Annotated in this window: 21 protein-coding genes and 3 tRNA genes; 4 read left to right on the top strand and 20 right to left on the bottom strand. The window is 55.8% G+C overall.

Features of this window, described 5'->3' with window-relative positions:
* The first annotated feature begins 62 nt into the window (after nucleotides 1–62).
* Genes WFO64_RS01670 through zitB form a run of 3 tightly spaced genes read left to right on the top strand, consistent with a single transcriptional unit; the run spans nucleotide 63 to nucleotide 4,661 of the window.
* Nucleotides 63–644, top strand: coding sequence for a response regulator transcription factor (locus WFO64_RS01670; protein WP_337008379.1), 582 nt, complete (start codon nucleotides 63–65; stop codon nucleotides 642–644).
* Nucleotides 641–3,700: an ATP-binding protein gene (locus WFO64_RS01665; protein WP_442956116.1), complete on the top strand. Its 3,060-nt coding sequence runs from the start codon at nucleotides 641–643 to the stop codon at nucleotides 3,698–3,700. The genes WFO64_RS01670 and WFO64_RS01665 overlap by 4 nt, the downstream gene beginning before the upstream one ends.
* Nucleotides 3,678–4,661, top strand: a complete 984-nt coding sequence (gene zitB / locus WFO64_RS01660) for a CDF family zinc transporter ZitB (RefSeq protein WP_337008375.1) — start codon at nucleotides 3,678–3,680, stop codon at nucleotides 4,659–4,661. Before WFO64_RS01665 ends, zitB begins: the two co-directional genes overlap by 23 nt.
* On the opposite strand, the gene pnuC is transcribed toward zitB, so the two are convergent.
* The 3 genes from pnuC to WFO64_RS01645 all read right to left on the bottom strand — a co-directional run bounded on the left by pnuC (nucleotide 4,655) and on the right by WFO64_RS01645 (nucleotide 7,132).
* Complete coding sequence (gene pnuC, locus WFO64_RS01655; protein WP_337008373.1) at nucleotides 4,655–5,377, bottom strand: nicotinamide riboside transporter PnuC; 723 nt, start codon at nucleotides 5,375–5,377, stop codon at nucleotides 4,655–4,657. The two genes, zitB and pnuC, sit on opposite strands and share 7 nt — an antisense overlap.
* Before the next feature lie 24 nt (nucleotides 5,378–5,401).
* A complete protein-coding gene (gene nadA, locus WFO64_RS01650) occupies nucleotides 5,402–6,463 on the bottom strand; it encodes a quinolinate synthase NadA (RefSeq protein WP_337008372.1) in 1,062 nt (353 codons plus the stop codon).
* A gap of 126 nt (nucleotides 6,464–6,589) precedes the next feature.
* A complete protein-coding gene (locus WFO64_RS01645; RefSeq protein ID WP_337008371.1) occupies nucleotides 6,590–7,132 on the bottom strand; it encodes a methylated-DNA--[protein]-cysteine S-methyltransferase in 543 nt (180 codons plus the stop codon).
* Nucleotides 7,133–7,290: 158 nt separating this feature from the next.
* Here WFO64_RS01645 and WFO64_RS01640 point away from each other — a divergent pair, with 158 nt between their 5' ends.
* Complete coding sequence (locus WFO64_RS01640) at nucleotides 7,291–8,766, top strand: AlkA N-terminal domain-containing protein (RefSeq protein ID WP_337008370.1); 1,476 nt, start codon at nucleotides 7,291–7,293, stop codon at nucleotides 8,764–8,766.
* Nucleotides 8,767–9,178: 412 nt separating this feature from the next.
* Here WFO64_RS01640 and WFO64_RS01635 read toward each other — a convergent pair.
* From WFO64_RS01635 to odhB, 17 genes are all read right to left on the bottom strand, one after another.
* Nucleotides 9,179–9,254: transfer RNA gene (locus tag WFO64_RS01635), tRNA-Lys, on the bottom strand.
* A gap of 46 nt (nucleotides 9,255–9,300) precedes the next feature.
* Nucleotides 9,301–9,376: transfer RNA gene (locus tag WFO64_RS01630), tRNA-Lys, on the bottom strand.
* A gap of 71 nt (nucleotides 9,377–9,447) precedes the next feature.
* Nucleotides 9,448–9,523 (bottom strand) — tRNA-Lys (locus tag WFO64_RS01625).
* A 164-nt stretch (nucleotides 9,524–9,687) separates the two neighbouring features.
* Entirely contained in the window at nucleotides 9,688–10,482 is a 795-nt protein-coding gene (gene cpoB / locus WFO64_RS01620) for a cell division protein CpoB (protein ID WP_337008368.1), read from the bottom strand.
* 9 nt (nucleotides 10,483–10,491) lie between these two features.
* Complete coding sequence (pal, locus tag WFO64_RS01615; RefSeq protein ID WP_003853135.1) at nucleotides 10,492–11,019, bottom strand: peptidoglycan-associated lipoprotein Pal; 528 nt, start codon at nucleotides 11,017–11,019, stop codon at nucleotides 10,492–10,494.
* A 51-nt stretch (nucleotides 11,020–11,070) separates the two neighbouring features.
* Nucleotides 11,071–12,366: a Tol-Pal system beta propeller repeat protein TolB gene (tolB, locus tag WFO64_RS01610; RefSeq protein WP_337008366.1), complete on the bottom strand. Its 1,296-nt coding sequence runs from the start codon at nucleotides 12,364–12,366 to the stop codon at nucleotides 11,071–11,073.
* Between the two features lie 115 nt (nucleotides 12,367–12,481).
* Nucleotides 12,482–13,762: a cell envelope integrity protein TolA gene (gene tolA / locus WFO64_RS01605; RefSeq protein ID WP_337008365.1), complete on the bottom strand. Its 1,281-nt coding sequence runs from the start codon at nucleotides 13,760–13,762 to the stop codon at nucleotides 12,482–12,484.
* Nucleotides 13,763–13,789: 27 nt separating this feature from the next.
* On the bottom strand, nucleotides 13,790–14,218 hold the full coding sequence (tolR, locus tag WFO64_RS01600) for a colicin uptake protein TolR (protein ID WP_010260764.1): 429 nt from the start codon (nucleotides 14,216–14,218) through the stop codon (nucleotides 13,790–13,792).
* A gap of 13 nt (nucleotides 14,219–14,231) precedes the next feature.
* Entirely contained in the window at nucleotides 14,232–14,918 is a 687-nt protein-coding gene (gene tolQ / locus WFO64_RS01595) for a Tol-Pal system protein TolQ (protein WP_003853142.1), read from the bottom strand.
* On the bottom strand, nucleotides 14,915–15,319 hold the full coding sequence (gene ybgC, locus WFO64_RS01590) for a tol-pal system-associated acyl-CoA thioesterase (RefSeq protein ID WP_010260759.1): 405 nt from the start codon (nucleotides 15,317–15,319) through the stop codon (nucleotides 14,915–14,917). Before ybgC ends, tolQ begins: the two co-directional genes overlap by 4 nt.
* 178 nt (nucleotides 15,320–15,497) lie before the next feature.
* Nucleotides 15,498–15,791, bottom strand: coding sequence for a cyd operon protein YbgE (gene ybgE / locus WFO64_RS01585; RefSeq protein WP_337008364.1), 294 nt, complete (start codon nucleotides 15,789–15,791; stop codon nucleotides 15,498–15,500).
* Entirely contained in the window at nucleotides 15,791–15,895 is a 105-nt protein-coding gene (cydX, locus tag WFO64_RS01580; RefSeq protein WP_337008363.1) for a cytochrome bd-I oxidase subunit CydX, read from the bottom strand. The genes ybgE and cydX overlap by 1 nt, the downstream gene beginning before the upstream one ends.
* A 15-nt stretch (nucleotides 15,896–15,910) precedes the next feature.
* Nucleotides 15,911–17,050 (bottom strand): cytochrome d ubiquinol oxidase subunit II, encoded by a 1,140-nt coding sequence (cydB, locus tag WFO64_RS01575; protein ID WP_337008362.1) that lies wholly within the window; start codon nucleotides 17,048–17,050, stop codon nucleotides 15,911–15,913.
* An 11-nt stretch (nucleotides 17,051–17,061) separates the two neighbouring features.
* Nucleotides 17,062–18,633, bottom strand: a complete 1,572-nt coding sequence (cydA, locus tag WFO64_RS01570; protein ID WP_337008361.1) for a cytochrome ubiquinol oxidase subunit I — start codon at nucleotides 18,631–18,633, stop codon at nucleotides 17,062–17,064.
* Nucleotides 18,634–19,209: 576 nt separating this feature from the next.
* Nucleotides 19,210–20,085, bottom strand: coding sequence for a succinate--CoA ligase subunit alpha (gene sucD, locus WFO64_RS01565; RefSeq protein ID WP_013357147.1), 876 nt, complete (start codon nucleotides 20,083–20,085; stop codon nucleotides 19,210–19,212).
* Nucleotides 20,085–21,251, bottom strand: coding sequence for an ADP-forming succinate--CoA ligase subunit beta (gene sucC / locus WFO64_RS01560; RefSeq protein WP_003853151.1), 1,167 nt, complete (start codon nucleotides 21,249–21,251; stop codon nucleotides 20,085–20,087). The genes sucD and sucC overlap by 1 nt, the downstream gene beginning before the upstream one ends.
* A gap of 70 nt (nucleotides 21,252–21,321) precedes the next feature.
* Nucleotides 21,322–22,548, bottom strand: a complete 1,227-nt coding sequence (odhB, locus tag WFO64_RS01555; RefSeq protein WP_337008360.1) for a 2-oxoglutarate dehydrogenase complex dihydrolipoyllysine-residue succinyltransferase — start codon at nucleotides 22,546–22,548, stop codon at nucleotides 21,322–21,324.
* Nucleotides 22,549–22,563 lie beyond the last annotated feature (15 nt).

Raw genomic sequence — 22,563 nt, 5'->3', positions numbered from 1 at the left:
TTCCTCCCCTCTGCCTCACTCTTCCGCTATGCTAATCCTGTGAAATTTACCGGAACTCCTTCATGGCCGTTTTGCTTTTAATTGACGATCATCCGCTGGTTGAAGTGGCACTTGAAGCCGCCCTGAGCCAGTCGCCTATTCCGGTTCAGCTCCTCTCTGCCAACAGTGAAAGAGCCGCCCGTCCCCTGCTTCAGCAGCCACTGGACATTATTGTGCTGGATATCGGCCTGCCGGACAGCGATGGGCTGGAGTTTCTGCGTCGCCTGAAGGTTCATCGGCCCGATTGCCCGGTCCTCATCTACTCCGCGCAGCAGACCCGTTACTATGTGCGTCGCGCTCAGACGCTGGGTGCAGCCGGTTATGTGGTAAAAAGTCAGCGCATGGCGCAACTGCTGAGCGCTATCCTGGCGGTGCTCGGCGGGCAGACCGCCTTTCCGGTGATGGATGATGAGCCTGAGCTCCCGCTGACCCGCAAAGAGCGTCAGATTCTGGCACTGCTGGCCAGCGGCCTCTCCAATCTGCAAATCGCCGCCCAGTTGCACATCAGCAACAAAACGGTCAGCACCCATAAAAAGAACATTCTGGAAAAAACGGGCGCCGGATCAGTAGTGGAACTGGCTGACCTGTGGAAGGCGCAGCAGTGAAATATCTCCTGCTGATCCTGCTGTTGCTGTGCGGCTCCGGTCTGGCTGAGTTGCGTCCGGTGAGCAGCGTCAATCTACCGATGATGCTGCCGGTGACGCATGCAGAAACCATGCAGGGCAAAATCCTGCGCGTCGGCCTGCTGGAAGAGAATCACGCGCCCTGGGCGATGCGCATCGGCAAGGACCTTTATGGCATTAATGCCGACTATCTTTATGCGCTACGACAGTTGACCGGCGCACAGTTCAGTCTCAATCTTTACAGCGATCAGTCGCATCTGATACAGGCGCTGGACAGCGGCCAGATCGATTTTGCGCTTGGCATGTGGATTTCCCCCCTGCCACCCGGCACCCTGAGTAGCGATAACTGGTACAGCAGCCCGTTACGGGTCTACCGCAATCAGCAAAACCAGCGTGCCGTGATGTTTAACAGCCAGAATGCATCGCTTGCGATCAGTGACGATACACTGGCACAACTGCCGCCTGCGCTGGCGGCCCGCCACAACTGGCGACGCTACAGCAGCGATCTACAGGCACTCTACACTCTGCTGAACCAGCAGAATGATTATGTAGTGGCAGATGAGACCAGCGCCGGTTTTCTGCTGAGTCAGCTGCAGCAGGGGCAGATTTATCAGATCGCCTCACATATCGAGGCCGGACAGCTCAACCTGCGCGCGCTCTCCCGCAATCCACAGCTTATCAGCTGGCTGAATCAGAGCCTGCGCCAGCTGCCTGCAGAACTGATGAATACGCTGCAGGCGCGCTGGAGCAGTAGCCTGCCACGCTATCAGGATACGCAGACCCTGATGCTCAGCCCCAATGAACGTGCCTGGATTGCCAACCATCCGCGTATTACTTACACCGCCGAAGCGGACAACTACCCCTGGAGTTATCGCGATGCCAGCGGAACCGCCAGAGGCTATGGCGTGGATTTGCTGAAAGCGATCGCCCAGAGTACCGGGTTGCAGTTTGAACCGGTGTGGGTCAGCAATCCTCGCCAGGCCAGCACGCTGATTGAGCAGCAACAAGCGATGCTGCAACTGATGCAGCCGCTGAACGGTGATGCGATGCAGAGCACCTCGCTGCCGGTGTGGCGCGCGCTGTGGGGCATCTACAGCATCCAGCCCGATACGCTGGCACACTGGCGCGACCTGCGCGGCAAGCGGATTGGCGTGTTGCAGGATGACCTGGCGCTGCGTCTGCTGCCCGAAGATCTGCAGCCGCAGCAGTTCGCCGATCGTAATCGCCTCTATGACGCATTGGCAAAAGGACAGATCGACGTGCTGGTCGATAACGTGCTCTCCGCCCGCTGGCGTATCGCCAGCCGCGCTGATGCACGCATCCACCTTGCCTTTGCCGCCAGCGACATCGCCTGGCCTATCGCGCTGGGCATAACGTCCGGGCAACCGGTGCTTCGCACCTTGCTGGATCGTGCTCTGCAGCAGATCCCGGCCGACACTCAGAGCCAGATGCGCGATAGCTGGTCAACCCCGCCGCAGCCCGGCAGCGTGATGATAATGCGTTCACTGCCGATGATGGTGCTGGCGGTAGCCGGTGCGGCTATTGCGCTGCTGCTGTTGCTGCTGGCGCGTCGCTACTGGCAGCAGCGCCGGGAGCGGCAGCAGCGTGAACAGGCTGAGCACGCTAATGCGATGAAGAGCCAGTTCCTGGCGACCGTCAGCCATGAACTGCGCACGCCGATGCAGGCGATACTCGGGCTTTTAGAGCTGGAGAAGCAGCAGCACAGCAGTCAGAACCTGACGCTGCTGCACAGTAGCGCACAATCTTTGCTGACCCTGCTGAATGACCTGCAGGATCATGCGCGCATTGAGAGCAATAGCTTTACGCTGGCGCCCCGTCCGCTGGCGCTGACACAGTGGCTCAATCAGCAGCAGCATTTTTATCATCCGTTAATGCGCACTGACGGCCCGCATCTGGTCGTCGAGGCGCTGACGCCGCTGCCTGACACGGTGCTGATCGATGCCGATCGCCTGCAGCAGGTAGTCAACAACCTGATGACCAATGCGTTGAAATTTACCCGTCACGGCGCGATTCGTCTGACCCTGGCCGCACAACAGCAGCTGGTTCTGACGGTGAGCGACAGCGGCAGCGGTATCCCGCCTGATGAACAACAGAAGCTGTTTGATCCCTGGTATCAGGCCCCGTCTGGAAAATCTGTTTCGGTACAGGGCAGCGGGCTGGGACTGTTTATCTGCCGGGAAATAGTTCTGCGGATGGGCGGCGAGATCCGCCTCGTCTCTGAAGCAGGTCGCGGCACCCTGGTCACCGTGACACTGCCGCTGCAGATCTGTGCGCCGGTAAGCCACGCAGACGAGACTACCCTACCCGGCTTTCCACAGCTACGGGTGGCGATTGTTGATGACCATCCAGCCAATCTGCTGGTGCTGCAGCAGCAGCTGGCGCGCTTTGCTATTCAGGCTGACATCTTTGAACAGGGACGCGCGCTGCTACAGGCCGATGCACAGCAGCCCTATGACCTGCTGTTTATCGACCAGATGATGCCGCGTCCTGACGGCACATTGCTGCTGCGGCTGCTGCGTCGGCGTGACCGCCAGCGAGGTCGTCAGGCGATGCGGGTGCTCTGCTCGGCAGACGCTCAGCTACTGTCACGACCGCTTGAGGCGCGTGAGCGGGTACTGATAAAACCGGTGCAGCTAGCCGATCTCAGTTCACTGCTGGCGGAATGGCAGGCAGATCCGCTGGCGGCATTGGATAACAATCTCTGGCAACTGGCACAACAGAATGACAAATTCCTCAGCCGTCTGAGCCAGACACTGCACAGCGCGGTGACGCAGGATCTCATTGCGATGCGCGAGGCGCGTGAGTGCGCAGACTGGACGCAGTTTGCCGAAGCGGCACACAGGATGAAAGGAAGCTGGTTACTGGTGGGACTGGAGCATGGTGCGCAACTCAGCCAGCAACTGACAGATCAGGTTAAACAGCATCAGGACACGTCTGAGACGTGGCAATTACTGATATTATTCGCAAACAGGTTACTGAAAAAACTGGAATCTTATGGCACATACCCACACTCATAGCGGGCAGGATAGTAATCGCACGCGTCTGGCGGCAGCCTTCGGGGTGACCGTTGTCTTTATGGTAGCTGAAGTGATTGGCGGCTGGCTCTCAGGTTCACTGGCGTTGCTGGCGGACGCCGGTCATATGCTGACCGACGCTGCAGCGCTGCTGATGGCCTTGCTGGCAGTGCAGTTCTCACGCCGTAAACCCAATGCACGCCACACCTTTGGCCTGTTGCGTCTGACCACGCTGGCCGCATTTATTAACGCCATCGCACTGCTGGGCATTACCGCGCTGATCGTCTGGGAAGCGGTGCGCCGCTTTACCGATCCGCAACCGGTGACCGGCGGACTGATGCTGGGGATCGCAATTGGCGGCCTGCTGGCCAATATTCTGTCGTTCTGGCTGCTGCATCACGGCAGCGAAGAGAAGAACCTCAACGTGCGGGCCGCCGCGCTGCATGTCATGGGTGACCTGCTGGGTTCGGTAGGCGCGATCGTGGCGGCGGTGATTATTTTGCTGACCGGCTGGACGCCCATCGACCCGATTCTGTCGTTGCTGGTATCCCTGCTGGTGCTGCGCAGCGCCTGGTCGCTGCTGCGTGAGAGTCTGCAGGAGTTACTGGAAGGGGCACCGCATTCACTTGATGTGAACCGGCTGATACGGGATCTCACGCTGAACATCGCCGAAGTGCGCAATGTTCACCATGTACATCTGTGGCAGGTCGGCGAAAAGCCGCTGCTCACCCTGCATGCGCAGGTGATCCCGCCTTACGACCACGATGCGCTGCTACATCGTATTCACGACTACCTGCGCCAGAACTACCAGATTGAGCATGCGACGGTGCAGATGGAGTATCAGCCCTGTGCCGGTGCCGAGTGTGAACTTGGCTTAAGCAGCGCAGCGGCCTCCGGCCATGATCACAGTCATGCTCACGATCATGACCCGGCTCACGCTAAAGGCGAAGCGCACACTCACTGAGCCGACAGCGCGCGGGAACCCTGTTGCCGCGCGCTGCGGATCCACATGCGTGAGCCGTTCAGCGCAATCAGCGTCAGAATCACATACTCCAGCGACATCGCATACACGCCCTGACGGGCGAAAATCATCACGCTTATCACATTGATGATGACCCACAGCAGCCAGTTCTCAACATATTTGCGCGTCATCATTACCATCGCCGCAATCGACAACACCATCATGCAGGCATCCCAGAATGGGAATGCATCCGGCTGCAGTGCGGGCATCGCCACCGCCAGGCCGAGGCCGTTCATCAGCGTCACGGCCGCACGGGTTAACAGCGCAAACACCGGATCGATATAGAGTGTCATCAGCGCAATCGCAATCACGCAGCCCGCCGTCCAGGCCAGCGCTTTAGGCAGCGGCAGCCAGCGGATTTTCAGGGCCGCCTGATGATCTTCGGTCTGTCGACTCCAGGCATACCAGCCATAGATATTGGCAGCAAAAAAGAAGAGCTGCAGCAACAGGCTAGCGTAAAGCTGGATCTGAAAGAAGATCACCGCAAACAGCGTGACGTTAATCAGGCCAAAAGGGTAGTTAATGATTTTTTCCAGGCTGGCAAACCAGATGCAGAGTAAGCCCGCCAGCGTGCCAATAGCCTCAATCCATGAGAGATCGTAACCTCCGGCACCCAGAGGAATGTGAACCAGAATATTATGTGTGCTGAAAAAGTCCATGCAGAGCACCTGTCCGGTAAACGCTTAAGCGTTTCCCTTCACGTTGAGTTTAAGTTTCGCTGCAAAGGATAGCATGCGGTTCAGCGGCAGTAACGCCGCCTCACGCAGCGTCCTATCGACCTGAATCTCATGTTCCATGCCACCCGAATCCAGCGCCTCTGCAATGGCTTTAAGGCCGTTCATTGCCATCCACGGGCAGTGCGCACAGCTGCGGCAGGTGGCACCTTCACCGGCAGTCGGCGCTTCCAGCAGCTCTTTATTCGGTACCGCTTGCTGCATTTTATAGAAGATGCCGCGATCGGTGGCCACAATCATCTGCGGATGCGGGAGAGATTGAGCGGCCTGAATCAGTTGGCTGGTCGAACCGACGGCGTCTGCCAGGTCAACAATCGCCTGCGGTGACTCAGGATGCACCAGCACTGCCGCGTCAGGATAGAGCGCTTTCATGCGTTGCAACGCCTGGGTTTTAAATTCGTCATGGACAATACAAGCGCCCTGCCAGCACAGCACGTCCGCACCTGATTTCCGGGTAACGTAGCGGCCAAGATGTCGATCTGGCGCCCAAATGATTTTTTCGCCCAGGCTGTCGAGATGTTCAATCAACTCAACCGCAATGCTTGAGGTCACCACCCAGTCGGCTCGCGCTTTTACGGCCGCCGAGGTATTGGCATAGACCACCACGGTGCGATCGGGATGGGCATCGCAGAAGGCATTAAACGCGTCAATCGGGCAGCCGAGGTCCAGTGAGCACTCCGCCTGCAGTGTCGGCATCAGCACGGTTTTTTCGGGGCTGAGGATTTTGGCGGTTTCACCCATAAAGCGCACACCCGCTACCAGCAGTGTGGTTGCTGAATGGTTGCTGCCAAAGCGCGCCATCTCCAGCGAATCGGAGACACAGCCGCCCGTCTCCTCCGCCAGCGCCTGAATTTCCGGGTCGGTGTAGTAGTGCGCCACCATCACCGCGTTACGCGCCTTCAGCAGCGCTTTGATTTTCTCGCGGTAGAACGCCTTCTCGTCTTCACTCAGGCGGGCGGGTTTGGGCGGAAAAGGGTAAACGGCGCTTTCAGAATCAAACATCACACTCATGACACAGCTCTCGTTTTATCTAATTAACGAAAATCACCCGATGAGGCGAATAATGGCATTGAATCTGCCATCGTGTTTTATATGCTAAACAAGATAACGGAAAAGCCGAACGGTGTCGTGAGATATTTATTCTGCCTGCATCACAGCGTCTGCCCTGCCCGACTGCGGTTCATCCGCCAGCACCCGCGGTTTCTGCGGCGCTTCCCGTGCCAGCAGAAAGGCTTTGATATCCAAACCCCCTGCAAAGCCGGTCAGCTTACCGTTGGCACCAATCACGCGATGGCACGGTGCAACAATCGAGAGAGGATTACGACCATTGGCTGCCCCGACTGCACGCACCGCCAACGGATGGCCAATCTCCCGCGCAATCTGACTGTAGCTGCGCGTCTCACCAAACGGGATCGCCACCAGCGCCTGCCAGACTTTTTTCTGAAAGTCGGTGCCGACGAAGTCGAGCGGGAGTTCAAAACAGCGACGAACGCCAGTGAAGTATTCGCAAAGCTGACGCTCGGTTTCGATCAGAATGGGATGATCGTCATTGCGCGTTTGCGGCAAAAACCGGGTGCGTTTCGGATTGTCGTTTTCCCACAAAATGCCCGCCAGGCCGTTATCGCTGGCGACCAGTTTAAGCTCGCCCACCGGAGTAACTATCGGCTTGAAGTAGTACATGGTGATTCTCCCGTCACGGTTTGGTCACCCAGTATCGCACTTTTCATCAGTCTGACTGGCTGTTTTCGGTCATGGCGATAAACTGTTGTGCTGTCCGAAAACAGCCAGTCTGTCGGGTTTTACCGGCGTAGGCTGCGCGTATTTACCGGAGGAATACCATGCTCGATCCCGAAATTGCCTACCAGGCGCTGACCTCTCGTGATACCCGCTTTGACGGTGTTTTCTTTGTGGGCGTAACCTCCACCGGGATCTATTGTCGTCCGGTCTGCCCGGTCAGAGCGCCGATGCAGAAGAACTGCCTTTTCTTCAGCAGCGCCGAGGCGGCGGAGAAAGCGCGCTTTCGCCCCTGTTTGCGCTGCCGGCCTGAACTGGCTCCCGGCAATGCGCCGGTTGATCAACCGCATCGTGTGGCGGAGCGGCTAATTCAGCGCATTGAGGAAGGCATGCTGGAGGAACGCGAAGGACTGGAGGCGATCGCTGCTGAATTCGGTTTCAGCCTGCGTCAGCTGCGCCGTATCGTGCAGCGTGAACTTGGCGTTTCGCCGCTGGAGCTGAAGCAGACCCGACGTATGCTGCTGGCAAAGCAACTGCTGACAGAGACGCAACTGCCGGTCACGGAGGTCGCCTACGCCAGCGGCTTCAGTAGCCTGCGCCGGTTTAATGATGTGTTCCAGGCACGTTACCGAATGACGCCGAGCGCGCTGCGGCGGGACGATACGGGCACTCAGCGTGCGCAGCCCGGCGACCGCGTGACGCTCCGGCTGGCCTATCGCCCACCCTACGACTGGGCGGCGATGCTCTGGTTTTTACAGACGCACCTGATGAAGGAGGTCGAAGCGGTGGACGATGGTAGCTGGCGACGCACTGTGGCGCTGGGCCGCTGCCGGGGCTGGGTCAGCGTTTCGCATCTGCCGCAGAAGAACGCGTTGCAGGTGACGCTTTCAACCTCGCTAACGCCGGTGCTGCCGCTGCTGCTGCGCCGTCTGCGTGACCTGTTCGATCTCGATGCACAACCGCAGCGTATCGCCGCCTGTTTAGCGCAGGATGCGTTGCTGGCTCCCAGCCTGATCGCGCATCCGGGTTTGCGTGTGCCTGGTGCATTTGACACCTTTGAGCTGGGCGTGCGCGCGATTATCGGCCAGCAGGTGACGGTCAAAGCAGCCACCACGGTCAGCAGCCGCTTTGCCGCCGCCTTTGGCGAGCCCTGTGAGACGCCGTTCCCCGATCTGACTCGCTACACCGCACACCCTGAACGCATCGCTGGACTGACGGTGGATGATGTTGCGCCTATGGGGATTGTCAGCGCCGCGCGCTCCCGTGCCATCATTGCCTTTGCCACCGCCTGCGCCAGCGGGGATCTGCGTCTCAGTGCCGCTCAGCCGCCTGACGAGGTAATAAAAAAACTGGTCAGCCTGCCGGGCATTGGCCCGTGGACTGCGCATTATATCGCGATGCGCGCCCTGCGCTGGCCAGATGCTTTCCCCAAAGAGGATATCGCCATCCGTAATAACCTGGGCGGCATGTCAGCGAAAGACGCGGAAACGAGATCGCAGGCATGGCGTCCGTGGCGCAGCTATGCGGTGATGCATATCTGGGAGAGCCTGGCGGTGGCAAAAGTGAAGAAAAAGGCGTGAGGATGGATACAGGGATGCAGGTTATCACCCAGACTTGCACAGGCAGTATCGCAGAAATCATAAAAGCGCCGTAAGAAGCTTCCAATCTGCTGGCCAACCTTCATCCGGCTGAATCTGACCGCAATAAATAAGTTTAAAGCGCAGGGAACACGGTCAGAGGAGGAAAGCGTCCCGCGCCAGGGACGGCGTGGGCCGAGCAGGCCATGGATGACAGCTTTTGCGTCTTTCCGATCTGACCGTGTTTTCTGCGCAGGCTCTACCTCACAGCGGGCTGCCGCAAACCTCAGCAAAATCCCAAACGCCGGTGATTTTTACAATTAAAATGAGTCAGATACCGCAGGTTCTCACCCTGTACGATGACGTCCGTGCCGCGGAAACGAAAAAAGCGCCCAAAGGGCGCTTCTTTCTTAATTGGTGGGTCGTGCAGGATTCGAACCTGCGACCAATTGATTAAAAGTCAACTGCTCTACCAACTGAGCTAACGACCCGCTCGGGGCTTACAACCGTTCAACGCGCCAGGCGGCTGAGATAAGATGGTGGGTCGTGCAGGATTCGAACCTGCGACCAATTGATTAAAAGTCAACTGCTCTACCAACTGAGCTAACGACCCATCTTAGGTTGTGAAGCAATGCTGAAGTGTTCTTCTTAAAACTGCGCGGTGAAAAACGCATCTGAAGGAGATGGTGGGTCGTGCAGGATTCGAACCTGCGACCAATTGATTAAAAGTCAACTGCTCTACCAACTGAGCTAACGACCCATCTTCAGGCTGACCAGACACTTTGCAATGTGTCCCGGCAACGGCGGCATATATTACTGATTTAGCGGGGTAGCGCAACTCTTATTTCTGCTAAATGCTTCAGTTGCTTACCTTTCATACGGCAAGACCAGAAATCACACGATATCTGGTCTGAACCGGACAGATTACAGACTTGCCAGATGTTTCTGAGCCTGTTTAGCAGAATCGGTGCCTGGATAAAGTTTGATCACCTGCTGGAAGACCGCTTTGGCTTTCGCCGTGTCTTTTTTCTCCTGCATGATGACACCCACTTTCAACAACGCTTCTGCAGCTTTCGGCGACTTCGGATAGTTTTTCACTACGGTGGCGTAATAGTAAGCCGCGTCGTCCTTTTTGCCTTTGTTGTAGTTCAGCTGACCCAGCCAGTAATTGGCGTTCGGCTGATAGGTCGAATCGGGGTAACGTTTTACCCACGCCTGAAGCGCGCTGATCGCCTGGTCATACTGTTTCTTCTCCAGAATCAGCGCCACAGCCGCATTGTAATCGCTGTTAGCATCACCGGTCTGCACAGGTGCGCTATCCGCTGAGGCTGCCGCGCCTGCGGTTGCTGCTGCGCCGGTATCCGCTGCGGCATCACTGCCCGCGGCCTGTTGACCGCCGCTGGTGCTGGCGCTGCTCAGGCTGTCAATCTGCTGGTAAAGCTGCTTCTGCCGCTCAACCACCTGATTCAACTGATAGGTGTTTTGCTGGATTTGCCCACGCAGCGCATCGATATCGCGCTGGTTATCGCTCATCTGCTGCTGCAATTGCTGCATCAGCTGTGCCTGGGCATTAGAGATTCGTTCAAGAGTGGTGACACGGTCTTCGACCGAGCCGGAGCCAACGCTACTGATTGACGCTTGGGCATTAGCGGCCCAGGGGGCCGCTACGCCAATCAGTAACGACAGACTTAACAGATGACGTCTGAAGTTACTAACCATGTGATTCTCTTAGTAGACCAGTACGGCACGACGGTTTTTAGAATATGCTGCTTCGTCATGACCCAGAACGGCTGGCTTCTCTTTACCGTAAGAAACGATAGACATCTGATCAGCCGACACGCCTTTGCCTTGCAGGTACATTTTAACGGCGTTAGCACGACGTTCGCCCAGGGCGATGTTGTATTCCGGCGTACCGCGCTCATCCGCGTGACCTTCAATGGTCACTTTGTATGATGGGTTGCTGCGCAGGAAAGTCGCATGCTGATCCAGCATCTGTGCGTAATCAGACTGAACGTCATATTTGTCCAGACCGAAGTACACGATGTTGTTCTGCTGCAGCTGCTGCATCTGCAGACGAGCCTGCTCGTCAGAAGACATGTTGCCGCCGTTGCCGTTCATGCCAGAATTTGCACCATAAGCGCCATCAGCACCCATGCCAGTCTGGTCATTGTTGTTGTTTTTGTGTGAGCTACAAGCCGCTACTGCCAGAACCGGCAGAGCCAGCATCAAACCCTTCAGCACTTTGTTCAGTTGCATTTCAAGAATCCCATTATTGTTTATTGTTTGCGATGTCTGAGATGTCAGACATTACAGATACGGCGACCAGGCAGGAAATTTTACCTGTCCATCAGTTGCCGGAAGACGCGCTTTGAAACGACCGTCGGTTGAAACCAACTGCAACACGGAACCCATACCCTGAGTAGAGCTGTAGATTACCATTGTGCCGTTTGGAGCCAGGCTCGGCGTTTCATCCAGGAACGTGTCCGTTAACGTTTGAACGGCTCCCGTTTCCAGATCCTGTTTGGCGACGTGTTGAGCACCACCGTTGGTGCTAATCATCACCATAGATTTACCATCTGTTGCGACATCCGCATCCTGGTTCTGACCCCCTTCCCAGGTAATACGCTGTGGCGTGCCGCCATTGAGTCCTACTTTATAAATCTGAGGCGCACCCGCCTGATCGGAGGTGTAAGCCAGGGTCTGACTATCCGGGAACCAGGTTGGTTCAGTGCTGTTATAGCGACCATCCGTCACCTGACGCGTCTGACCTGAGGCCAGATCCATCACATAGAGGTTCAGACTGCCCGTTTTAGAGAGCGCGAAAGCGAGTTTAGAACCATCTGGCGAAAACGCCGGCGCACCGTTGTGGCGCGGATAAGAAGCGACCTGACGGATTGCACCGTTAGAAAGCGTCTGTACCACCAGTGCGGATTTGCCGCTTTCAAAGGTTACATAGGCAACTTTGCTGCCATCCGGAGACCAGGCTGGTGACATCAATGGCTGTGGTGAACGATGCACCACGAACTGGTTGTAACCATCGTAGTCAGCCACGCGCAGTTCATACGGGAACTGGCCGCCATTGGTCTGCACCACATAGGCGATACGGGTGCGGAAAGCGCCCTTGATGCCGGTCAGCTTCTGGAATGTTTCATCACTGGCCGTGTGAGCGGCATAGCGCAGCCACTGTTTAGTCACTTTATAGCTGTTCTGTGACAGCACGGTACCCGGCGCACCGCCGGTATCGACCAACTGGTAAGAGACCTGATAACTACCATCCGGGTTAGCTGCGACCTGACCCACGACAACGGCATCGATGCCGAGTGCGCTCCAGGCAGCAGGCTGAACTTCCTGCGCGCTGGTAGGCTGCTGGGGCAGACGCGAACGATCCAGTGTATTGAATTTGCCACTGTTACGCAGGTCAGCCGCCACGATGCCACCGACATCTTCCGGCGCTGCGCCAGAACCGGTCCATTTAAACGGTACCACACCAATCGGGCGTGCGGTGTTGACACCCTGGGTGATCTCAATTCGAACTTCTGCATGCAGCATGGCTGCCCACAGCAGGATAAAAAAGCCTAACGTAACGCGAAGAGCTTGCTTCATTTTATCTCCCTTATCTGAACCTCAGTCCACGATAATTGGCACTGTTCCTGGAAACCACGATTACAACTTAAGTACGGCAAGCTAAACATAGATCAACTTGCCGACCGTTACTGCATTATTGCGGTTTAAAACGCATTGGGGCGTTTTTAAACACTTCGTAGACCGCCTGCGAAGGCGGCTTCGGAATACGTGCCTGTTTGGCGGCAGCAATCGCAGCCTGACAGAGCGCGGGATCGCCACCCTCTGATTTAACATCAATCAACAAGCCATCAGGCGCAAGTTTAATCCGCAAATCACAGGTTTTTCCGCGATACAAATCCGCATCATAGAATCGGCTTTGAATCGCACTGACGACCTGCCCCATGTAGGAGTTGATTTCCGCGCCCGACGCCCCCGCTTTCTTCTGGTTTCCCTGCCCTGCTGCACCGCCAGAGGTTCCGCTTTTCGGTGCATTTTTACCGGAAGCGAGTCCACCCAGCAAATCATCGACATCGCTGTCATTGGCAGCATCGGCGGCGGCTTTGGCTTTGGCATCAGCTTTGGCCTTTGCGGCAGCATCGGCTTTCGCTTTAGCAGCTGCATCCGCTTTGGCTTTCGCCGCGGCATCGGCTTTCGCTTTAGCTGCCGCTTCCGCCTTCTCTTTGGCCGCCTCTTTAGCCGCTTCCGCTTTCTCTTTGGCAGCTTCTGCGGCTTTTTGTTTAGCCTCTTCGGCCGCCTTAGCTTTTGCCTCTGTAGCCGCTTTTACTTTGGCCTCAGCCGCTGCTTTCGCATCTGCTTCAGATTTTGCCTTCGCTTCCGCAACGGCTTTCTCTTTTGCCGCAGCGGCTGCGGCAGCTTTCGCCTGCTGATCAGCCTGCTTCTTTGCCTCGGCTGCAGCCTGTTTCGCCTGCTCAGCCGTCGCTTTAGCCTGCGCATCCGCCTGCGCTTTTGCATCCGCTTTGGCTTTGGCCGTCGCTGCTTCAGCGGCTTTCTGCTGCTCCTGAGCCTGTTTAGCGGCATCGAGAGCCGCTTTCTGCTGCTCAGCCTGCTGTTTAGCCTCTTCTTTCGCCGTTTCCTGCGCGGCTAAACGCTCTTTTTCCAGCGCTTTCAGACGCTGCTGTTCTGCAGCCTGTTTCTGTTGCAGTTCTTCAGCCTGCTGCTGCGCCTGCTTTTTACGCTGCTGCTCAGCGCGCTGGCTGTCGCTCTGCTGGTTCTGCTGACGATTGTATTGACTCACAACGGCGCCAGGATCGACCATCACCGCATCGATATCACTGCCTCCGCCACCCGCACTGCTCGGGTCAACGTGCTCATTAAACGAGCTCCAAATCAGCAGCGCAATCAGCACGATATGCAGAATCACCGAAATGATTATCGCGCGCTTTAACTTCTCGTTTTGCTCGGTTGCCTTCGACACACTCGGTTCCCAAAAAACGGTTCGATTTTAAATCGGCTGCGTCATCAAACCGACAGATTTAACACCCGCCTGGTGCAGCAGGTTGAGCGCTTTAATAATTTCATCGTAGGGCACCTCTTTCGCGCCCCCGATCAAAAAGACCGTCTTAGGATTCGCTTCCAGTCGACGCTGCGCTTCGCTTATCACCTGCTCTGGCGGCAGTTGATCCATGCGATCGTGATCCACGACCAGGCTGTACTGCCCCACGCCCGCCACTTCAACAATCACCGGCGGATTATCATCGCTGGCAACAGTTTTAGAATCGGTCGCATCAGGCAGATCCACTTCCACGCTCTGGGTAATAATGGGCGCCGTTGCCATGAAGATCAGCAACAGCACCAACAGGACGTCCAGTAGCGGAACAATGTTGATTTCCGACTTCAGGTCACGGCGTTTGCGACCACGTACTCTGGCCATCATTAACCTCTATTTACTTAGCGCTATCGCTGGAGAATGCCTGGCGATGCAGAATGGCAGTGAACTCTTCCATGAAGTTGTCGTAGCCCTGCTCCAGCTTGTTCACGCGCTGGTTCAGACGGTTATACGCCATTACCGCCGGAATCGCGGCAAACAGACCGATAGCGGTCGCAATCAGTGCTTCAGCAATACCCGGTGCCACCATCTGCAGCGTCGCCTGCTTCACCGCGCCCAGCGCGATAAAGGCGTGCATAATTCCCCAGACGGTACCGAACAGCCCGATGTAAGGACTGATAGAGCCGACGGTGCCGAGGAATGGAATGTGGTTTTCCAGCGCTTCCAGCTCGCGGTTCATTGAGATGCGCATAGCGCGACTCGCCCCGTCAATGACCGCTTCCGGCGCATGATTATTGGCGCGATGCAGGCGGGCAAACTCTTTGAAGCCGGAATAGAAAATCTGCTCCGAGCCGCCCAGTTCTTCCCGGCGCTCCTGGCTCTCCTGATAGAGGCGCGAGAGTTCGATGCCAGACCAGAATTTGTCTTCAAACGCCTCCGCTTCTCTTCCCGCCGCATTCAAAATACGTGTGCGCTGAATAATGATGGCCCAGGAGGCAATAGAAAAGCCGATCAAAATCAACATGATAAGTTTGACCAGAAGGCTCGCCTTCAGGAACAAATCAAGAATGTTCATGTCAGTCACTGCTTGAACTCCGCGACAATAGACTTGGGAAGCGCAATCGGCTTCATTAGATGTGGGTTAATGCAGGCAATCAGGACCTCTGCCTCATTGAGCACTTTGCCTTCAGTATTCACGATACGCTGAGTGAACGTCATGGTAGCCCGCGTCATTGATGTGACCTCGCTCTGGATCTCCAGAAGGTCATCAAGACGTGCTGCCGCCAGATAGTCCACCGATATACGTCGCACCACAAAAGCGATCTGCTGTTCTAACAGCGTCTGCTGATTGAAATGATGCTGTCGCAACATTTCGGTACGTGCTCGTTCATAAAAAGCGATATAGCTGGCGTGATAAACCACACCACCGGCATCAGTATCTTCGTAATAGACCCGAACCGGCCAGCGAAACAGCGTTGTACTCACTCTACATCCCGGCCTCGTTTTAAACGTTGCTACTATACGCAAGAGAATTGGGGTTGGGAATGGCTCGCCAGAGCCAGGCGAAAATAATTATCGTTCCGTAACAAACGGAACGATTTCAGGGAGATTTCTTGACCGGACGCTGACAAATATTCACTGACAGCGCTGATGAGGCGGGGTGTTAAAGATAAAAACGGTAAAGCGCAATTAACAACACCAGCATAGCGGGTAACGGGGTAAACAACGCCTGCCATCGGGTTTTCTGTGGCCGGAAGCCCACGCCGTGAATTACCCCACTGCAGACCGCCCAAATCAGCGCCATTCCTTGCAGAGCAGGTAACTGACCAGCGTGGCTGGCAAAGCGCGTCGGATCCCACATCACGCCGCCTGCCGTCAGCAGCGCAAGCAGCAGTGAAAGGGCCCGTAGCGGCCCCTTTTCCATCAGATCATACAGCATCCGAATTGGCGTTCGCATCAGTGAGGCTCATCCTGCGCGTCAACGTGCTCAATCGCCAGTGCGGTCACGATACCAAAGGCACAGGCCAGCAACGTGCCAAGAATCCAGGCAAAATACCACATGCGTTGTCTCCTTAATTAATAGAGTGAATGACTGTTGCTTTCAATATGCTCTTTGGTAATACGGCCAAACATCTTCCAGTAGCACCAGGTGGTGTAAGCCAGAATGATCGGAACGAAGATAGCAGCAGCAACGGTCATGGTTTGCAGCGTCAGCAGGCTGGACGTTGCATCCCACATCGTCAGGCTTGTACCCGGCACGGTGCTGGATGGCATGATGAAAGGAAACATCGCAATGCCGGCTGTCATAATGACGCAGGCCAGCGTCAGAGAAGAGAACAGGAACGCCCAGGCGCCCTTCTCAACCCGTGAGCAGAGTATGGTCAGCAGCGGCAGCACCACGCCCAGCAGCGGGAACAGCCATAGCACAGGATGATTCTGGAAATTAACTATCCAGGCACCCGCTTCGCGCACCACAGTTTTACCCAATGGGTTAGAGGCGGCAAAGTGATCCATGGTGCTGGTCACCACATAGCCATCAATACCGTATTTCACCCAGACACCCGCCAGGATGAAGCAGACCATCATTACCAGCGCAGCAAGTTGTGCTGCGGTGCGGGAACGCAGATGGAGTTCGCCGGTGGTACGCATCTGCAGATAGGTTGCACCCTGCGCCAGAATCATCGCCACGCTGACTACGCCCGCCAGCAGACCAAACGGATTCAGCAGCTGGAAGAAGTTACCGGTGTAGAACAGGCGCAGATACTCATCGGCATGGAAAGGCACGCCCTGTAACAGGTTGCCAAACGCGACGCCAATCACCAGCGGCGGCACGAAACTGCCAATGAAAATGCCCCAGTCCCAGGCCCCACGCCAGCGGTTGTCTTCAATCTTCGAACGGTAATCAAAGCCGACCGGACGGAAGAACAGCGAAGCAAGCACCAGAATCATCGCCACGTAGAAGCCAGAGAAGGCCGCTGCGTAGACCATCGGCCAGGCGGCAAACAGTGCGCCACCGGCGGTGATCAGCCAGACCTGGTTACCGTCCCAGTGCGGGGCGATACTGTTAATCATGATGCGACGTTCAGTATCGGTGCGCCCCAGAATGCGCGTCAGCATTCCAACGCCCATATCAAAACCGTCTGCGACGGCAAAGCCGATTAGCAGCACGCCAATCAACAGCCACCAGACAAAGCGCAGAACTTCATAATCAAACATAGTCGCTCTCCTTATCCCTGAACCGGTTGGGTGGTTGCCGTAATCTGCTCATGATGATAACGCCCGGTTTTCAGGCTGCTCGGCCCAAGGCGGGCGAATTTGAACATCAGATACATCTCAGCCACCAGGAACATCGTGTAGAGTCCGCAGATTAGGATCATTGAGAACAATAGATCGCCAGTGGTCAAAGAAGAGTTGGCCACTGCAGTCGGCAGAATTTCACCGATAGCCCAAGGCTGACGACCATACTCCGCGACAAACCAGCCCGACTCGACAGCAATCCAGGGTAAGGGAATACCAAACAGTGCCGCTTTCAGTAACAAACGGTTTTTGCCAACCTGGTTGCGTATTACGCTCCAGAACGAGAGAGCGATAATGCCCAGCAGCAGCACGCCACACAGCACCATGATACGGAACGCGAAATAAAGCGGGGCAACCCGCGGGATAGAGTCCTGCGTCGCCCGTTTGATTTGCGCTTCAGTCGCATCAGCCACGTTGTCGGTATAGCGTTTCAACAGCAGGCCGTAGCCGAGATCCTGTTTGTGATGGTTAAACGCATCGCGTACCGCCGGATCCTGGCTGCCGCTACGCAGTTCATTCAGCAGGGTGTACGCTTTCATGCCGTTGCGGATGCGCACTTCATGCTGTGCCATCAGATCTTTCAGACCGGTGACCGGCTTATCGATGGATCGCGTGGCGATCAGGCCCAGCAGCCAGGGGATCTGGACTGCGTATCGGTTCTCCTGGGTGGCCTGATCAGGCAGGCCAAAGAGCGTAAATGAGGCGGGTGCGGGCTGGGTTTCCCATTCCGCTTCAATCGCGGCCAGCTTGGTTTTCTGCACGTCACCCATTTCATAACCTGATTCATCACCCAGCAGAATCACGGACAGCACCGCCGCCATGCCAAAGCTGGCCGCGATAGCAAACGAGCGTTTTGCAAAAGCGAGGTCGCGGCCTTTGAGCATGTACCAGGCGCTGATGCCCAGAATAAACATCGCACCGGTGGTGTAACCGGCCGCCACGGTGTGAACGAATTTCACCTGAGCCACCGGGTTCAGTACCAGTTCTGAGAAGCTGACCATCTCCATGCGCATGGTTTCGAAGTTAAACTCAGAGGCGATGGGGTTCTGCATCCAGCCGTTGGCCACCAGAATCCACAGCGCGGACATATTCGAGCCCAGCGCCACCAGCCAGGTCACCGCCATGTGCTGCACTTTACCCAGTCGATCCCAGCCAAAAAAGAACAGGCCGACAAAGGTCGATTCCAAAAAGAATGCCATCAGACCTTCAATGGCAAGCGGTGCGCCAAAGATATCGCCAACGTAGTGAGAGTAATATGACCAGTTAGTTCCGAACTGAAATTCCATAGTCAGTCCGGTGGCGACACCCAGCGCAAAGTTAATACCAAATAACTTGCCCCAGAACTTCGTCATATCTTTATAAATTTGTTTGCCACTCAGGACATATACCGTTTCCATAATCGCCAGCAAAAATGCCATACCCAGCGTTAAAGGGACGAACAGAAAATGGTACATCGCCGTTAAGGCAAACTGTAACCGCGACAGCTCGACGATATCTAACATAAGGACTCCTTGCTCCTCGCTTTGTCTCCGTCACGCGCACGATTAAATCGAACGTAATCAGCGACAGGAACGGCTGTTTATTGATTCCAGTTTTTTATTACCCGCAGAACAGGTCTGTGAGCTGCCCGACCAGGCGAGTAGCGAATGAAGCAGCTCTGAAAATTGTCAATCAGCACTTTTATCAACGCGTGCTTTAACAGGAGGAAGGCGGGTGTCATCCCGGGTTGAGCAGACGTTTGAAACGTGTTTGTAAAAGGCTGGATTGATGCAGCGCAATTTACGCCCTTAGCGTTGCGCTTTGCCAGAGAAATAGTTGGTTATAAATCGCGATTAATTGATCTGGATTAACGCACTAAGTTTCCAGATATGGTCAGGTAGGGTCAATGTTAATGGGATGTCATTATTGAAATAAATTTGAAGAAAGTAGATTACCTTTGCCACTTTTTATTAACGCAATGAGGGGCGGGCAGGTCAAATAACCGCGCCCATTTTTTAGCGGCCAGCGTTTTCTCTGTCAGTGACCGGCATAAAATAAAAAAGCCACCCGAAGGTGGCTTAGTCTCAGATGGCAGTGACTTATTTTGCCGGTAATACGGCTTTCACCGCGTCACCGATGTCGGCCAGGCTGCGAACGGTTTTCACGCCTGCCGCTTCCAGCGCAGCAAATTTCTCATCTGCTGTGCCTTTACCACCAGCAATGATCGCGCCAGCGTGGCCCATACGCTTGCCTTTCGGCGCAGTAACGCCAGCAATGTAGCCCACAACCGGCTTAGTGACGTGCTCTTTAATGAAAGCTGCGGCTTCTTCTTCTGCGCTACCACCGATTTCGCCGATCATCACGATCGCTTCTGTCTGTGGATCATCCTGGAACATTTTCAGGATGTCGATGAAGTTAGAGCCAGGGATCGGGTCGCCGCCAATCCCCACACAGGTTGACTGGCCATAGCCAATATCGGTGGTCTGCTTAACCGCTTCATAGGTCAGAGTACCTGAACGAGAAACGATACCCACGCGGCCCGGCTGATGAATGTGGCCCGGCATGATGCCGATCTTACATTCGCCTGGGGTGATCACGCCTGGGCAGTTTGGACCGATCATCCGTACGCCTGCTTCATCCAGCTTCACTTTCACAGTCAGCATATCCAGCGTCGGGATACCTTCGGTGATGGTGATGATCAGTTTAATACCCGCTTCGATCGCTTCCAGAATGCCATCTTTGCAGAAAGGTGCCGGAACGTAGATTACGGTGGCGGTCGCGCCTGTGGCTTCTACCGCTTCGCGCACGGTGTTGAACACCGGCAGGCCGAGGTGAGTAGTGCCGCCTTTGCCTGGCGTTACGCCGCCAACCAGTTGAGTGCCGTATGCCAGCGCCTGCTCAGAATGGAAAGTCCCCTGGCCACCGGTGAAACCCTGGCAAATGACTTTGGTGTTTTTGTCGATAAGAATGGACATTATTTACCCTCCGCGGCAGCAACAACACGCTGTGCGGCGTCTGTCAGGCTGGTTGCTGCAATGATGTTCAGACCGCTGTCCGCCAGTTTCTGGGCGCCCAGCTCGGCGTTGTTACCTTCCAGACGTACCACGACTGGCACGTTCACACCCACTTCAGCGACTGCGCCGATGATGCCGTCAGCGATCAGGTCACAACGTACGATACCGCCGAAGATGTTAACGAATACGGCTTTAACCGCATCGTCAGACAGGATGATTTTGAAGGCTTCGGTCACGCGCTCTTTAGTTGCGCCGCCGCCGACATCAAGAAAGTTCGCTGGTTGACCGCCGTGGTGTTTAACGATGTCCATAGTGCCCATCGCCAGGCCCGCGCCGTTAACCATACAACCGATGTTGCCTTCCAGCGCAACATAGTTCAGTTCCCACTGTGTCGCATGGGCTTCACGCGGATCTTCCTGGCTTGGATCGCGCATTTCGCGCAGCTCTGGCTGGCGGAACAGGGCATTGCCATCAGCACCCAGTTTGCCATCCAGGCAGATCAAGTCGCCTTGTTTGGTGATAACCAGCGGGTTGATCTCAACCATCGCCAGATCACGCTCCAGGAACAGTGTCGCCAGACCCATGAAGATCTTCGTGAACTGGCCAACCAGCTTGCCGGTCAGTCCAAGTTTGAATGCCAGCTCACGGCCCTGATAAGGCTGCGGGCCGGTCAGCGGATCCAGTGCCATTTTGTGGATCAGGTGCGGGGTCTCTTCCGCGACCTTTTCAATTTCCACGCCGCCTTCAGTGGAGGCCATGAAAATAACGCGACGCGTTGCGCGATCGACCACCGCGCCCAGATAGAGCTCCTGATCGATATCGGTCGCCGCTTCAACCAGAATCTGGTTTACCGGCTGGCCATTTGCATCTGTCTGATAGGTCACCAGGCGTTTGCCGAGCCAGTTTTCAGCAAAAGCACGAATCTCTTCTTTGCTGTTAACCACTTTCACACCGCCCGCTTTACCGCGGCCACCGGCATGAACCTGACATTTAACTACCCACGGGCCAGCGCCAATTTTAGAGGCTGCTTCTTCCGCTTCACGTGGTGTAGTACAGGCGTAACCCGTTGGTGCCGGCATGCCATACCGTGCAAAAAGTTGTTTCGCCTGGTATTCGTGTAAGTTCATGATGTTCTATCCATTCAGGTCTGAAAAGAGTAATGAGGGTGGGCGCACGGTAAAGCGCGCCCGGTGAAAATCAGACATCCAGCAGCAGGCGCGCCGGATCTTCCAGCATCTCTTTCACTGCAACCAGATAACCAACTGATTCACGGCCATCGATAAGACGGTGGTCGTAGGAGAGTGCCAGATACATCATCGGCAGTACCACAACCTGACCATTAACCGCCATCGGGCGATCTTTGATGGCGTGCATGCCCAGGATGGCGCTCTGCGGTGGATTAATTATCGGGGTAGACATCAGTGAACCAAAGACGCCGCCGTTGGTAATGGTGAAGTTACCGCCGGTCAGATCGTCAACCGTCAGCTTACCGTCACGACCTTTCACTGCCAGCTCTTTGATTTTCTTCTCGATGTCCGCCATGCTCAGCGCATCAACGTCACGCAGGACCGGTGTGACCAGACCACGTGGCGTGGAGACAGCAATGCTGACGTCGAAGTAGTTGTGGTACACCACGTCTTCACCATCAATGGAAGCATTCACTTCTGGATAGCGTTTCAGTGCTTCAACAACCGCTTTGATGTAGAAGGACATAAAGCCCAGGCGCACACCGTGACGCTTCTCGAACGCCTCACCATACTGCTTGCGCAGATCCATGATCGGCTTCATGTTGATTTCGTTGAAAGTGGTCAGCATCGCAGTGCTGTTCTTCGCTTCCAGCAGACGCTCGGCAACACGCTTGCGCAGACGGGTCATCGGCACGCGTTTCTCGCTGCGGTTAGCTACTGACTGCTGCGCGGTGGCCGTATCAGCAGCTGGCGCGGCGACTTTATTAGCAGCCTGCGGTTTATTCGCCAGATGTTTTTCGACATCTTCACGGGTCAGACGTCCGCCGACACCGCTGCCTTTGATCTGCGAGGCATCAAGATTGTGCTCAGCAATCAGACGGCGAATAGCCGGGCTGAGCGCATCATTGCTCTCTTCTTCCAGTGACGCAGTCTGACGCTGAGCCGGGGTGGACTCTTTGCTTTCAGACTTCGCGCTGCTCTCTTTACCGGCGCTGTTGCCTTCTTTCAGACGACCAAGGATCTGGCGGGAAGTGACGGTGGCGCCCTCCTCTTCCAGAACCGCTTCCAGGATACCGTCAGCGGAAGCTGGCACTTCCAGCACCACTTTGTCGGTTTCGATTTCGACCAGAACTTCATCGCGAGTGACGGCATCGCCTGGTTTTTTGTGCCAGGTTGCCACAGAGGCATCGGCAACCGATTCAGGCAGGTCGGGAACGAGAATATCTACGCTACTCATTATCTTTCCTTTTAA

The organism is Pantoea sp. AS142 (assembly GCF_037152305.1).
Lineage (GTDB): Bacteria > Pseudomonadota > Gammaproteobacteria > Enterobacterales > Enterobacteriaceae > Pantoea.
This window is presented reverse-complemented; position numbering and strand designations above follow the sequence as displayed.

Excerpts from the sequence above, each read along its gene's own strand:
- WFO64_RS01670 (WP_337008379.1), top strand. The coding sequence starts at position 63 with ATGGCCGTTTTGCTTTTAATTGACGATCATCCGCTGGTTGAAGTGGCA.
- zitB (WP_337008375.1), top strand. The coding sequence starts at position 3,678 with ATGGCACATACCCACACTCATAGCGGGCAGGATAGTAATCGCACGCGT.
- pnuC (WP_337008373.1), bottom strand. The coding sequence starts at position 5,377 with ATGGACTTTTTCAGCACACATAATATTCTGGTTCACATTCCTCTGGGT.
- nadA (WP_337008372.1), bottom strand. The coding sequence starts at position 6,463 with ATGAGTGTGATGTTTGATTCTGAAAGCGCCGTTTACCCTTTTCCGCCC.
- WFO64_RS01645 (WP_337008371.1), bottom strand. The coding sequence starts at position 7,132 with ATGTACTACTTCAAGCCGATAGTTACTCCGGTGGGCGAGCTTAAACTG.
- WFO64_RS01640 (WP_337008370.1), top strand. The coding sequence starts at position 7,291 with ATGCTCGATCCCGAAATTGCCTACCAGGCGCTGACCTCTCGTGATACC.
- cpoB (WP_337008368.1), bottom strand. The coding sequence starts at position 10,482 with ATGGTTAGTAACTTCAGACGTCATCTGTTAAGTCTGTCGTTACTGATT.
- pal (WP_003853135.1), bottom strand. The coding sequence starts at position 11,019 with ATGCAACTGAACAAAGTGCTGAAGGGTTTGATGCTGGCTCTGCCGGTT.
- tolB (WP_337008366.1), bottom strand. The coding sequence starts at position 12,366 with ATGAAGCAAGCTCTTCGCGTTACGTTAGGCTTTTTTATCCTGCTGTGG.
- tolR (WP_010260764.1), bottom strand. The coding sequence starts at position 14,218 with ATGGCCAGAGTACGTGGTCGCAAACGCCGTGACCTGAAGTCGGAAATC.
- ybgE (WP_337008364.1), bottom strand. The coding sequence starts at position 15,791 with ATGCGAACGCCAATTCGGATGCTGTATGATCTGATGGAAAAGGGGCCG.
- cydX (WP_337008363.1), bottom strand. The coding sequence starts at position 15,895 with ATGTGGTATTTTGCCTGGATTCTTGGCACGTTGCTGGCCTGTGCCTTT.
- cydB (WP_337008362.1), bottom strand. The coding sequence starts at position 17,050 with ATGTTTGATTATGAAGTTCTGCGCTTTGTCTGGTGGCTGTTGATTGGC.
- cydA (WP_337008361.1), bottom strand. The coding sequence starts at position 18,633 with ATGTTAGATATCGTCGAGCTGTCGCGGTTACAGTTTGCCTTAACGGCG.
- sucD (WP_013357147.1), bottom strand. The coding sequence starts at position 20,085 with ATGTCCATTCTTATCGACAAAAACACCAAAGTCATTTGCCAGGGTTTC.
- sucC (WP_003853151.1), bottom strand. The coding sequence starts at position 21,251 with ATGAACTTACACGAATACCAGGCGAAACAACTTTTTGCACGGTATGGC.
- odhB (WP_337008360.1), bottom strand. The coding sequence starts at position 22,548 with ATGAGTAGCGTAGATATTCTCGTTCCCGACCTGCCTGAATCGGTTGCC.